Origin of the sequence: Sphingomonas cellulosilytica (genome assembly GCF_052321755.1) — a bacterium.
GTDB lineage: Bacteria > Pseudomonadota > Alphaproteobacteria > Sphingomonadales > Sphingomonadaceae > Sphingomonas.
The window spans coordinates 116,229-128,385 of the sequence record NZ_JBQRTT010000007.1 but is presented as its reverse complement, the minus strand read 5'-3'; the positions used below and the strand labels follow the sequence as shown (position 1 = coordinate 128,385).

The 12,157-nt window shown below is 69.5% G+C and carries 10 protein-coding genes and 1 tRNA gene; 5 read left to right on the top strand and 6 right to left on the bottom strand.

Annotated features, from left to right (window positions below; genetic code table 11):
* Nucleotides 1–122: 122 nt before the first annotated feature.
* From ACTZQ5_RS12085 to fucP, 5 genes are read right to left on the bottom strand one after another with little or no spacing between them, the layout of a single operon-like run.
* A complete protein-coding gene (locus ACTZQ5_RS12085; RefSeq protein WP_443585459.1) occupies nt 123–1,334 on the bottom strand; it encodes a UxaA family hydrolase in 1,212 nt (403 codons plus the stop codon).
* Between the two features lie 5 nt (nt 1,335–1,339).
* Complete coding sequence (locus ACTZQ5_RS12080) at nt 1,340–1,639, bottom strand: UxaA family hydrolase (protein ID WP_443585436.1); 300 nt, start codon at nt 1,637–1,639, stop codon at nt 1,340–1,342.
* Nucleotides 1,636–2,670, bottom strand: coding sequence for an aldo/keto reductase (locus tag ACTZQ5_RS12075; RefSeq protein WP_443585435.1), 1,035 nt, complete (start codon nt 2,668–2,670; stop codon nt 1,636–1,638). Before ACTZQ5_RS12075 ends, ACTZQ5_RS12080 begins: the two co-directional genes overlap by 4 nt.
* A gap of 4 nt (nt 2,671–2,674) precedes the next feature.
* Nucleotides 2,675–3,406: an SDR family oxidoreductase gene (locus ACTZQ5_RS12070; protein ID WP_443585434.1), complete on the bottom strand. Its 732-nt coding sequence runs from the start codon at nt 3,404–3,406 to the stop codon at nt 2,675–2,677.
* Complete coding sequence (gene fucP, locus ACTZQ5_RS12065) at nt 3,406–4,710, bottom strand: L-fucose:H+ symporter permease (RefSeq protein WP_443585433.1); 1,305 nt, start codon at nt 4,708–4,710, stop codon at nt 3,406–3,408. The genes ACTZQ5_RS12070 and fucP overlap by 1 nt, the downstream gene beginning before the upstream one ends.
* Before the next feature lie 250 nt (nt 4,711–4,960).
* Between fucP and ACTZQ5_RS12060 the strand changes: the two genes are divergently transcribed.
* From ACTZQ5_RS12060 to ACTZQ5_RS12050, 3 genes are all read left to right on the top strand, one after another.
* A complete protein-coding gene (locus ACTZQ5_RS12060) occupies nt 4,961–6,931 on the top strand; it encodes a PAS domain-containing HWE histidine kinase family protein (protein ID WP_443585432.1) in 1,971 nt (656 codons plus the stop codon).
* 19 nt (nt 6,932–6,950) lie between these two features.
* A complete protein-coding gene (locus tag ACTZQ5_RS12055) occupies nt 6,951–7,340 on the top strand; it encodes a response regulator (protein ID WP_443585431.1) in 390 nt (129 codons plus the stop codon).
* 476 nt (nt 7,341–7,816) lie between these two features.
* A complete protein-coding gene (locus ACTZQ5_RS12050) occupies nt 7,817–9,961 on the top strand; it encodes a TonB-dependent siderophore receptor (protein WP_443585430.1) in 2,145 nt (714 codons plus the stop codon).
* Nucleotides 9,962–10,011: 50 nt separating this feature from the next.
* Here ACTZQ5_RS12050 and ACTZQ5_RS12045 read toward each other — a convergent pair.
* Nucleotides 10,012–10,085: transfer RNA gene (locus tag ACTZQ5_RS12045), tRNA-Gln, on the bottom strand.
* Between the two features lie 155 nt (nt 10,086–10,240).
* Between ACTZQ5_RS12045 and ACTZQ5_RS12040 the strand changes: the two genes are divergently transcribed.
* Complete coding sequence (locus ACTZQ5_RS12040) at nt 10,241–11,284, top strand: Ppx/GppA phosphatase family protein (RefSeq protein WP_443585429.1); 1,044 nt, start codon at nt 10,241–10,243, stop codon at nt 11,282–11,284.
* Nucleotides 11,281–11,952 (top strand): RlmE family RNA methyltransferase, encoded by a 672-nt coding sequence (locus ACTZQ5_RS12035; RefSeq protein ID WP_443585428.1) that lies wholly within the window; start codon nt 11,281–11,283, stop codon nt 11,950–11,952. The genes ACTZQ5_RS12040 and ACTZQ5_RS12035 overlap by 4 nt, the downstream gene beginning before the upstream one ends.
* Nucleotides 11,953–12,157: the final 205 nt, after the last annotated feature.

Below are 12,157 nucleotides of genomic sequence, written 5' to 3'. Positions count from 1 at the left end.
ATGATGTCACGTCGACCCGAACACACCGTTCGTGCTGAGCCTGTCGAAGCACAGGTGAGTTTCAGGCCCGTCGACACGCTCAGGGTGAGCGGTCGGCATGGATCGAATTGCCGTCACCACGCTCACGCCGCGCGTGGCAGGCAGGCGGGACCCGCGGGGGGTCCACTGGCCTTGTAGGTCAGGACGAATTCCTGATGGCCCAGCGCCTCCGACTTGGTTTGCGCGCCACCGGCCACGGCCTGGATCAGGCCGACGATCTCCGCGCCGACCTCGTCCAGCGTCGCCGCGCCGTAGAGGATGCGGCCGGCGTTGACGTCCATGTCCTCGGCCATCCGGTCATAGGTTTCCGGATTGGCGCAGACCTTGATGACCGGCGAGATGGCGGAGCCGATCACCGATCCGCGCCCCGTGACGAACAGGTTGATGTGCGCGCCGCACGCGATCAGCTCGCCGATCTCGGCGCTGTCGACGATGTTGGGGAAGCCGAACTTCGGCGCGCCCGGCGGCACCACGTCGAGCAGGTAGAGGCCCGGCCCCGGTGCCTGCTCGGCGGGCAGGATGACGCCGTTGATCGCGCGGCTGCCCGACTTGGCGTAGGCGCCGGCGGACTTTTCCTCCTGGCTGGTGAGGCCGCCCTCGGCATTGCCCGGCGCGAAGCTGCCGTAACCCATCGCGCGGTAATAATCCTCGGCCTGCGCGACGGAGGCGATCAGCGCCTCGGCGACGGCGGGGCTGGCGGCGCGTTCGGCCATATGGCCTTCGCAGCCGATCATCTCGCCCGTCTCCTCGAAAATGCAGATGCTGCCGGCATCGACCAGCGTGTCGAAGGCACGGCCGACCGCCGGGTTGCCGGTGATGCCGCTGGTGCCGTCGGAGCCGCCGCAGATGGTGCCGACGACCAGTTCGGACATCCGCATCGGCACGCGCACCGCCTGCGCGTCGGCGGCGGCGCGGACCCGCTCGACGGCGGCGATTCCCGCCTCCATCGCACCGCGGGTGCCGCCCGCCTGCTGGATCACCACCGTCTCGACCGGGCGCCCCTGCTCGCGCGCATTGGCGGCGAGCGCCTCGCGGTTGAAGCTTTCGCAGCCCAACGACAGCAGCACGACGCCGCCGACATTGGGATGCGTGGTCAGCGCCTTCATCATCGCCAGCGCATAATCGTTGGGATAGCAGCCGGGAAAGCCGATCAGCTGCACGCGTGGATCGTCGATGCGGTCGACGATCCGCCGCGCGACGTGATGCGCGCATTCGACGAGATAGACGACGACGATCGCGTCGCGGATGCCCTTGCGTCCGTCGGGACGCAGCCACGCCTGCCAGCCGGTGTGCATATCGGTCACGAATGATCTCCCGCCGCGTCACGCAGGTGCGCGGGCATGTAGTCGCTCTTCATGTTATGCATATGGACCCAACCGCCCGCCGGAACAGGGGCGGTCATCGATCCGATCGGCATGCCGTATTTCAGCACCTTGTCGCCCGCCGCCAGCGGCAGCAGCGCGAGCTTGTGGCCCAGCGCGACGCGCTCGGCGACCGCGAGCGGGTGGCCATCGACCTCGAACCGCTCGCCGGGCTCGACCGTGCGGCAGCAGACGACGACATTGTCGCTGGGGCTGAGGCGGATCGCAGCGGCGGTCATGCCGCGTCCCCGGGCAGTGGCGCATCCTCGCGGACCAGCCGTTCGCGGCGCAGTTCCGCCCAGAAGTCCGCCGGAACGGACTCGCGATACAGATCGACGGTCTGCGCGACGCGCTGCGGGTTGCCAAGGCCGGGAATGACGCTCGCCACCTGGGGATGCGCCAGCACGAACTGGAGCGCCGCGGCGGGCAGCGTCACGCCATGGCGATCCGCCACCGCCTCGATGCCGCGCACGCGTGCGACGATATCCTCGGGCGGCGGACCGTAATCGTAATGCAGCGGACCGCCGCGCTTCGTACCCGTCGCGAGGATGCCGCTGTTATAGGGGCCGCCGACGACGATCGAGGTCCCCGCATCGGCACAGGCGGGCAGCAACGCATCGAGCGCATGCTGTTCGAGCAGGGTGTAGCGCCCGGCGAGCAGGATCACGTCGAGCCGCGCCTCGCGCATCGCATCCAGGCACACCGCGATCTCGTTGACGCCGAGGCCGAAGGCGCGGATCGTCCCTTCGTCGCGCAACCGCTCGAGCGCGCGCAAGCCGCCGCCGGTGGTCAGCTGCTCCCAATAACGGCCGGCCTCCGCGCCATGCACCAGCCCGCCGATGTCGTGGACGTAGAGGATGTCGACGTGCGCCAGGCCGAGGCGTTGCAGGCTGTGTTCGTGGCTGCGCAGGATACCGTCGTGGGTATAGTCGTAGCGCATGCGGAACGGCATCGGCGAGCGGAAGCCGTCGCGCTCCGTATCGTCGGTCACGCTGGGATCGGGATCCATCAGCCGCCCGACCTTGGTCGAGACGACGACGTCCGGCACCAGCCTCAGCGCCTCGCCGACGCGGCGTTCGCTGAGGCCCCGGCCGTAATGCGGCGCGGTGTCGATGTAGCGCAGCCCCGCATCGAGCGCCGCATCCAGCGTCGCGCGCGCATCCGCGTCGGACACGGGCTGGTAGAGGTTGCCGAGTGAGGCGGCGCCGAAGCCCAGTTCGGGAACGGCGAGGCCGGTGGTGCCGATGGCGCGCGTGGGGATCGTCGCCATGGGATCAGGCCATGCTCCAGCCGCCGTCGATGACGTGCAGCTGGCCCGTGGTGTAGGCGCTCTCGTCGGAGGCGAGGTAGAGCGCCAGCGCGGCGATCTCCTCGGCCGAGCCGAGGCGGCCCATCGGCTGGCGCGCGACGAAGGCGGCGCGCGCCGCATCGGCATCGCCGGTCGCGGCCATGCGCTCGTCGAGGCTGGGCGACTGGACCGTGCCAGGGCAGATCGCGTTGCAGCGGATGCCCTGCCCAACGTAATCGACCGCGACGGAGCGGGTGATCCCCGCCACCGCCGCCTTGGATGCGCAATAGGCGTAGCGGTTGCCGACGCCGATCACCGGCCCCGCCACCGACGCCATGTTGACGATCGAGCCGCCGCCGCCGGCGATCATCGCCGGCAGCAACGCCGTCAGCAGATGGGTGATGGCATGGACGTTGAGGTCGAAGGACAGCCGGTAGCCGGCATCCGCGGTCGCCAGCAGGTCGCCGGCATCGACATAGCCGGCGCAGTTGAACAGCACGTCGACGCGGCCCACCTCGGCGCCGAACGCGGCGATCGCCGCGGTATCGGTGAGGTCGAGTACGCGCGCGGTGCAGCCTGACAGCGTCGACAGCGCGTCGGCGTTGCGATCCACCGCGATCACGTCTGCGCCCTCGCGCACGAAGAGTTCGGCGGCGGCGCGCCCGATACCCTGGCCAGCGCCGGTCACGATTGCGCGCTTGCCGTTCAGTCGACCCATCATTTCTGCTCCTTATGCCGCGCTGCGGTCAGCGCGAACACCATCACCACCGCAAAACTCGCCGCCGGCACCAGCATCGCCGTCGTGATCCCGGCTTGGTCGGACACCAGCCCCATCAGTGCGGTGAGCCCGGCGCCGCCGATGATCGCCATGACGATCAGCGACGCGCCCGCCCGGCGGAGCGGCCCCAGCCCCTCCATGCCCAGCGCGAAGATCGTCGGGAACTGGATCGACATGAAGAAGCTGGCCGCGACCAGCGCCGCAAGCCCCCACCAGCCGCCGCCGATGCCCGCGAGCGCGGTCAGCACCAGCGCCACACCGGCGAACAGCGACAGCAGGCGCACCGGCGCGACGCGCGTCATCAGCAGGCTGCCGAGGAAGCGGCCGCTCGCGAACAGCACCAGCGACAGGAACAGCGCATCGGCGCCCGAGCGCTCGGCCATGCCGGCATTCGCCTGCGCGTAGCGGATGGTGTAGCTCCACACGCCCACCTGCGCGCCGACGTAGAAGAATTGCGCGACCACCGCCGCGATCAGCCGCGGCCGGCGGAAGACATCGGCGAAGCGGCCCGCCGGCTGCCCGGCATCGCTCGCCACGGTGCCCGCGGGGAACGGCACCAGCGCCGCGGCCACCGCGAACAGGAACACGACCGCCGCGATGCCCACATAGGGTCCGGCGATCGCCTGCACCTCGGCGCGGTAGAAGGCCTCGCGCGCTGCCGTGCCCATCGTCGCGAGCGCGCGCTCGTCATGCTCGATGCCCGACAGGATGAAGTTGCGGCCGATCAGGATGCCGGTGATCGCGCCCAGCGGATTGGCCGCCTGCGCCCAGTTCAAGCGCCGCGCCGCGCCGGCCGGATCGCCGATCTCGGTCATCAGCGGGTTGGCCGAGGTTTCGAGGAAGGCGAGCCCCGCCGCGATCACGAACAGCCCGAGCAGGAACAGCTGGTACAGGCTCGCCGCCGCCGCCGGATAGAAGAGCAAGGCGCCCGTGCCGTAGAGCAGCAGCCCGAGCACGATCGACGCCTTGTAGCCATAGCGCCGCATCACCAGCGACGCCGGCACCGCGAGCAGGAAATAGCCGAGGTAGAACACCTGCTGGACGAAGCTGGTCCCGAAATCGCTGAGCGCGAACGCCTTGCGGAATTGCGCGATCAGGATGTCGTTGAGGTTGTTGGCCATCCCCCACAGGAAGAACAGGCACACGGTGATGACCAGCGCCGGCACGTAGCGGCGCGTGTCGCGCGGCTGCCCGGCCGTTGTCGCCACGGTGAGGTCGGGCGCCGGCGCGCCGAACGCCGCCATCAGTGCCGCACCCCGGGCCGCTCGATCGCACGCATGCTCACCATCCGTTCTCCATGAGAGTTATCTTTTATGGATGCAAGCCTATGGGCCAACGTGCGGGATGACAAGCGGCGTGGTGTGCCCGCGCCACGCCCTGCCGCTCCGTACGATCACGGACGCGGCAGCACCTTTCGCAAAGCTGCGTTCTGCTATAGGCAGTTAGCCTGCGCTGGCATTGCCCGGCCGATCGATCCAGCCAATCCAGCCGACGATGACGACAGAGACAGACGCGGTTCAACGCAGCGACGACAGGGGGGTGGATCAGCCGTTGGCCGAGCGGCTGAGCACGCACGACTGGAGCGCGACGCCGCTGGGCCCGCGCGAGACGTGGCCGCAGAGCCTGCGCACCGCCATCGACGTGATGATGGCATCGGGCCACGCGATGTGCCTGGCCTGGGGTCCCGATCGCACCTTCCTCTACAACCATGCCTATGCCCCCATGCTGGGCGCCCGCCATCCGAGCGCGTTCGGCGCCCGCTTCGAGGATGTCTGGGCGGATGTGTGGGCGGAGATCGCCCCACTCGTCGATGCGACCTTCCGCGGAGACACCGCGACCTTCCAGAACATGCCGCTGGTGATGACGCGCAACGGCTATCCGGAGGAGACGTGGTGGACCTTCTCCTATTCGCCCGTCCGGGACGAAAGCGGCGAGGTCGCCGGGCTGCTCAACGTGACGCTGGAGACGACCGGCGCCGTGCTGGCCGAGCGCGGGCGCGACGAGGCGGTCGCCGGCCTCCGCCGCAACGAGGCCAAGTGGCGCCGCCTGTTCGAGACGCTGGCGGAAGGCTTCATCCTGGGCGAGGTCGTTCGCGACTCCACGGGGCGGATCGTCGACTGGCGCTACGACGAGGTCAACGACGCCTGGTACGATCTGGTCGGCATCCCGCGCGGCGGCGCGGTGGGACGCACGATCCGCGCGGTGTTTCCCGGCATCGAGGATGCCTGGGTGGACGAGATCGCGCAGGTCGTCGACACCGGGGGGTCGCTGCGCTTCACCCGCCAGGTCGGTACGCTCGGCCGGTGGTACGATGGCGTCGCCCAGCCGGCGGGCGACGATCGCTTCACCATCATCTTCACCGAGGTGACCGATCGCGTCCTGCGCGAGCGCCGGCAGGCGGCGATGCTGGCGTTGAGCGACCGGCTGCAGCACGAGACGTCGGTCGAGGCGATGGCGCTTGCCGCCAGTGCGGTGCTGGGCGAGGCATTGGGCGCGGACCTGGTCGGCTATGGCGATGTCGATGCCGCGGCGGAGACGATCACGGTGGAGGGCGACTGGACGGCCACCGATGCCGTTTCGCTCGCCGGCACGGTCCGGTTCCGCGATTTCGGCCGCTATGTCGACGATCTGAAGGCCGGGCAGACGGTGGTGATCGGCGATTGCCGGCACGATGCGCGCACACGCGACCATGCCGAGGCGCTGGAGGCGCGCAGCGCTCGTGCCTTCATCAACACGCCGGTGATCGAGCGCGGCAGCTTCGTGGCGCTCCTCTACGTCAGCAGCGCCTCCCCGCGCGACTGGACGGAGGAGGAACAGCAGTTCATCCGCGACGTCGCCTACCGCCTGCGCAGCGCGGTGGAGCGGCTGCGCGCGGTCGAGCAGCAGGAGATCCTGAACGGCGAGCTGTCGCATCGCATCAAGAACACGCTGAGCGTCGTGCAGGCGATCGCGATGCAGACGCTGGCCGGCAAGGCGGACGATGCGGCGGTGGAGGAATTCGGCAGCCGCCTGAAGGCGCTGTCCTCCGCCCACGACGTATTGCTGACCCGCAGCTGGTCCGCCGCCACGCTGGCCGACGTGATGCGCGCGGCGCTGGCGAGCTTCGCCAGCGAGCGGGTGCGGCTGGATGGCCCCGACCTCTGGATCAGCTCGCGCGCGGCGATGTCGCTGTCGCTGCTGCTGCATGAGCTCGCCACCAACGCCGCCAAATATGGCGCGCTGAGCGTCGCCGAAGGGCATGTCGCGATCGACTGGGCCGTGCAGGGCGACGGGGATCAGGCCGTGCTCGCCATGCGCTGGCGGGAGCGCGGCGGGCCGCCGGCGGCCGAACCGACCCGCCGCGGCTTCGGCTCGCGGATCATCCGCATGGGCCTGATCGGCTCAGGGGGCGTTAAGCAATGCTATGATACCGACGGTCTGTCGGTCGAGATGAGCGCGCGCCTGGATCAGGTGCAGCAGGCCTGACGCGGAAGAGCCACGAAGGATGGGTCAGTCACAGTCGATATCGCGCCTGCCGGTGCTCATCATCGAGGATGAGCCGGTGCTGCGCGTCGATGCCATCGACATGGTCGAGCGCGCCGGTTTCGAGGCGGTGGAGGCGATGAGCATCGAGGAGGCGATCGGCATCCTGGAACGGCGCACCGATATCCGCATCGTCTACATGGACCTCGACATGCCACGCGGCGTGCGCGGCATCGAAGTCGCCGCCGCCATCCGCCGCCGCTGGCCGCCGATCGAGATCGTGCTGACCGCCGCAGGTTTCCACGAAGCGGACCTCGACCTGCCGGTGCGCGCGGAATTCCACCCCAAGCCGATCAACCGGCCCGCCGTCGTCGCGGCGATGCGCCGCATGGCCGGGCACCTGCCCGGTTAGGACCGATCGACATTCAATCCCCCCTGGCGGGGGAGGACGGCTGCCGGCTGCGGGTGAAGGCGTATGCCAACCCGGTATCCTTCGTCACCCCGGACTCGTTCCGGGGTCCACCGTGCCGCAAAATCAAGGGCGTATGGGTGTGCGGCACGGTGGATGCCGGGCCAAGTTCGGCATGACAGAGGATTGAAGATCACGGACCAGATCGCCCACATGCGATAGCCCTGCCACCAAGGCGCCAGGCCCGATCGACATCCAAGATGAGGAGTCCTCTTCAATCCTCCCACGCCCGGAGGCAGGATCGAATGTCCATCAGCCCAGCATACCCGCGGCGTCGGGCGTCGCGCGGTGCGTGGCGGGTCCTCGTCCGGATCGGCCGTATTGACGAGGTTACAATATCACATGCATAGGCGCGGCCATTCCCTGCCCGGCACGACCGCCGGCGGCTTGAGTGAGGATATATCGTTTTGCGTCATGCCATGCGCGCCGCTTCGCGGGTCGCCGCCGTTCCCTTCGCCGTAGCGCTCACCTGCTCGCCGGCACCGGCGCAACTGGCCGAGGACGGCCATCCCGAGGACGAGCGCGAGGAGATCACGGTCACCGGCGTCCGCCAGCCGTACCGGGGCACCTTTGCCCTGCGCGAGATCCCGCAGGCGATCGCGACGATCGACGACCGGGTGATCGAGGAAAACACCATCCTGCGGCTGACCGATGCGCTCGACCTCAACGCCTCGGTCAATCGCCAGAACACGCTCGGCGGCCTGTGGGACAGCTTTTCGGTGCGCGGCTTCGCCGGGGACGAGAACCTGCCGAGCGGCTATCTGGTCAACGGCTTCACCGCCGGTCGCGGCTTCGGCGGACAGCGCGACGTGGCGGGGATCGAGCGGATCGAGGTGCTGAAGGGGCCGTCGGCGGCGGTGCTGGGGCGCGGCGAGACGGGCGGTTCGATCAACCTCGTGACCAAGCAGGCGCAGCTCGGCCGCAGCTTCGGCACGGCGGCGCTGCAATATCGCAGCTTCGGCACCGTGCGGGCGGAGGGCGATGCCAATCTGGCGCTGACAGGCAACCTGACGGCGCGGCTGATCGGCTATGCCGAAGAGGGCGACACCTTTCGCGACATGGTGCACCAGACGCGCTGGGGCCTGCTGCCCTCGTTCGGCCTCGGCCTCGGCAAGGCGACCCGGCTGACCTATGATTTCGAGTGGACGCATGTCGCCGTGCCGTTCGATCGCGGCATCGTGGTGCTCAACAACAATTTCCGCACCGTGCCGCGCTCGCGCTTCCTGGGCGAACCGGGCGACGGCGACACCGTGACCCGCGCCATCGGCCACCAGTTGCGCCTCCAGCACGATTTCAACGACCGCTGGAGCCTGCTGGTCGGCGCCAGCCATCGCGACACGCGGCTGAACAGCTTTTCCTCCGACGCCGAAACCGCACGCGCGCGGCAGAAGCTGTACGTCGATGGCCATTCGCTGTCGCGCCAGCGCCGCTCGCGCCGCTACACGTCGGAACACAGCGTGTTGCGTGCGGAGGTATCGGGCGAGTTCGAGGCGGCGGGGCTGCGCCACCGCCTGCTGGTCGGCGGCGACTTCGACTATTTCGACACCGACCAGCTGTTCACCCGCTATCGCGGGCCGGTGGTGACGGCGGCGACGACCGACCGCGCCGGCTATGTGCTCGACCTCGACGACCCGGTGTACGGCCGGTTCCCGCCGCCGGTCACCACGCCGATGTTCGACCGGCTCGACGTGCAGCGCACCGCCGGTGCTTATGTGCAGGACCAGATCAGCGTGACGGGGCGGCTGCAGCTGCGCGTCGGCGGCCGCTACGACGATATCCTGCTGCGCGTCGACGATCGCCTGCTGAAGACGCTGGGCCGCCGCCGGAACGGCCGGTTCAGCCCGCAGGCGGGCGTGGTCTATGCGCTGAGCACGCCCGTGTCGCTCTATGCGACCTATGGCGAGGGCTTTCGCGCCAATATCGGCGCCGATGCGGCGGGCGCCGTGTTCGCGCCGGAGACGAGCCGGTCGATCGAGGCGGGCGCGAAGCTCACCGCATTGGGCGGGCGCCTGACCGGCACGCTGTCCGTCTACCAGCTCGACAAGTCGAACGTGCTCGCCACCGACACGCTCAACCCCGGCTTCGCGGTCGCGATCGGCAAGGCGCGCAGCCGCGGCGTCGAGCTGGACCTGAACGGGCGGCTGCCCGGCGGCGTCGACCTGCTGCTGAGCTATGCCTATACCGATGCCGAGGCGCGGTCGCGGGTGCTCGACCCCAATTTCTCGTTCGAGATCAAGCCGGGCGATCCGCTCATCAACATTCCCGACCACAATCTCAACGTGCAGGCGGCCAAGCACCTGACGTTCGGCACGCGCGGCGCGCTGCTGGGCGGCGGCATCCAATATGTCGGCCGGCGGAACGGCGAGACGGGCATGGCCTTCACGCTGCCCGCGTACACGCTGGTGCGCGTCTTCGGCCAGTTCGACCTGACGCCGCGGCTCCAGCTGTTCGGCGCCATCACCAACCTGTTCGACGAACATTGGTATGCCAACAGCTACGTGCCCGTGTGGGTGCAGCCGGGCGCACCGCGCACCGGCACGATCGGCCTGCGCGCGCGTTTCTGACGCGCGCGGGAACGGCGATCTGCTGGCGTAATGCGGGGAAAAGGAGAGCCTGGATGCCCCGTGAGGATTCGAACCTCAATTGACGGAGTCAGAGTCCGTAGTCTTACCTTTAGACGACGGGGCAACAGGAGGGCGCGCATCTAGGCGGGGGCGCGGGGGCTGTCAACGCGATTCGCACCTCGGCTTGTCGCACGGCCCGGTCCACGCTACCTAGGGGGCAAGCACCGAGCGGGTATCGTCCCGCGACGGCAGAACAGAACAGAGAAAGTCACCACGGCTATGGGGGATCGATCCGCCCGAACGCCGTACCGGCAGGAGCCCCCTGCCCGTCCGGCGCCGATGCGGCCGCAGCGCGGTCGCTGGTCCGATGCGCAGGCATTCGCCGCGCTGGACCTCGGCACCAACAATTGCCGGCTGCTGATCGCGCGGCCGCAGGGCGACGGCTTCGCGGTCGTCGATGCCTTTTCGCGAATCGTCCGGCTGGGCGAGGGCCTGGCGGCGACCGGGCGACTGAGCGACGCCGCGATCGAGCGGACGATCGCCGCCCTGCGCGTCTGCGCGGACAAGCTGAAGCGGCGCAACGTCACGCTCGCCCGCTCGGTGGCGACCGAGGCCTGCCGCCGCGCCAGCAACGGCCCGGATTTCATCGCCCGCGCCTATGACGAGACGGGCATCCACCTCGACATCATCTCCGCCGAGGAAGAGGCGCGGCTGGCGGTGCTCGGCTGCCATGCGCTGATCGAACCGGGCGACGACCCGGCGCTGATCTTCGACATCGGTGGCGGATCGACCGAGCTGGTGCTGATCGACACCGCGCGCGGCACGATGCCGCGGGTGCTCGACTGGCATTCGGCGCCCTGGGGCGTCGTGTCGCTGACCGAAAGCGCCGGTGGCGGCGAGGGCGAGGACGGCAGGCTCGCCGCCTATGAGCGGATGCGGGCCATCGTCGCCGACAGCTTCGCCGGCTTCGCCGCGCGGCTGCCGCGCAACGTAGCCCGTCCGCGGCTGCTCGGCACCAGCGGCACGGTGACGACGCTCGGCAGCGTGCACCTGGGCCTCAGCCACTACGACCGGACGCAGGTCGACGGGCTGATCGTGCCGGCGGATGCGATGCGGCGGATCAGCACCGACCTGTCGCGCAAATCGGTGCGCGAGCGGGCGCAGCTCGCCTGTATCGGCACCGAGCGCGCCGATCTGGTGGTGGCCGGCTGCGCGATTCTGGAGACGATCCTGGACCTGTGGCCCGCCGAACGGCTGGGCATCGCCGACCGCGGCATCCGCGAGGGCATCCTGCGACGCTTGATGGGGAGTCCCCGACCGTGAGCCGTGATGGTGGAGGCCTGCGCACGCGGGTGAAGACGGCCCGCGGCCGCACCGCGCAATCGACGCGCTGGCTGGAGCGGCAGCTGAACGACCCGTACGTCAAGCGGGCGAAGGCGGAGGGCTATCGCAGCCGCGCGGCCTATAAGCTGCTCGAACTCGACGAGCGCTTCGGCATCATCCAGGGCAAGCGGCGCGTCGTCGACCTCGGCATCGCGCCGGGCGGCTGGAGCCAGGTGATCCGGCGCCGCATTCCCAAGGCGAGCGTGGTCGGCATCGACCTGCTGCCGGTCGACCCGATCGATGGCGTGACGATCTTCCAGATGGACTTCATGGACGATGCCGCGCCCGATGCGCTGATGGAGGCGCTGGGCGGCGCGCCCGACCTCGTGCTGTCCGACATGGCGGCGAACACCGTCGGCCATCCGCAAACCGACGCGCTGCGGACGATGGCGCTGGTCGAGACGGCGCTGGCCTTCGCGGTGGACGTGCTGGAAAAGGGCGGCACCTTCGTCGCCAAGGTCTTCGCCGGGGGCGCCGATGCGCAGCTGGTGGCGGAGATGAAGCGCAATTTCGCCAGCGTGAAGCACGCCAAGCCGCCATCGAGCCGCAAGGGATCGGTGGAATGGTTCGTGGTGGCGCAGGGGTTCAAGGGGCGCCAAGCGGATTAGCGGCGCTAATCCGCGTCCCGTGGCGCCCCCGGCCAGCGTCGCGGCACGCGACGACTGACGACGCGGCTTTGCCGCGGCGGGGCGAATCCCAACCACGGCATCAAGGCGGAATGCGAAACGGGCATGGTCCATTCCTCCCCCGCCAGGGGGAGGTGGCAGCGCGCCGGCGCTGACGGAGGGGGAGGTACGCCACCGACGTCGCGCT

Bases quoted from the DNA above. Each gene is read 5' to 3' on its own strand.
- ACTZQ5_RS12075 (WP_443585435.1), bottom strand. From the start codon at position 2,670: ATGGCGACGATCCCCACGCGCGCCATCGGCACCACCGGCCTCGCCGTT.
- ACTZQ5_RS12080 (WP_443585436.1), bottom strand. From the start codon at position 1,639: ATGACCGCCGCTGCGATCCGCCTCAGCCCCAGCGACAATGTCGTCGTC.
- ACTZQ5_RS12085 (WP_443585459.1), bottom strand. From the start codon at position 1,334: ATGCACACCGGCTGGCAGGCGTGGCTGCGTCCCGACGGACGCAAGGGC.
- ACTZQ5_RS12060 (WP_443585432.1), top strand. From the start codon at position 4,961: ATGACGACAGAGACAGACGCGGTTCAACGCAGCGACGACAGGGGGGTG.
- ACTZQ5_RS12040 (WP_443585429.1), top strand. From the start codon at position 10,241: ATGGGGGATCGATCCGCCCGAACGCCGTACCGGCAGGAGCCCCCTGCC.
- fucP (WP_443585433.1), bottom strand. From the start codon at position 4,710: ATGGCGGCGTTCGGCGCGCCGGCGCCCGACCTCACCGTGGCGACAACG.
- ACTZQ5_RS12050 (WP_443585430.1), top strand. From the start codon at position 7,817: ATGCGCGCCGCTTCGCGGGTCGCCGCCGTTCCCTTCGCCGTAGCGCTC.
- ACTZQ5_RS12070 (WP_443585434.1), bottom strand. From the start codon at position 3,406: ATGGGTCGACTGAACGGCAAGCGCGCAATCGTGACCGGCGCTGGCCAG.
- ACTZQ5_RS12055 (WP_443585431.1), top strand. From the start codon at position 6,951: ATGGGTCAGTCACAGTCGATATCGCGCCTGCCGGTGCTCATCATCGAG.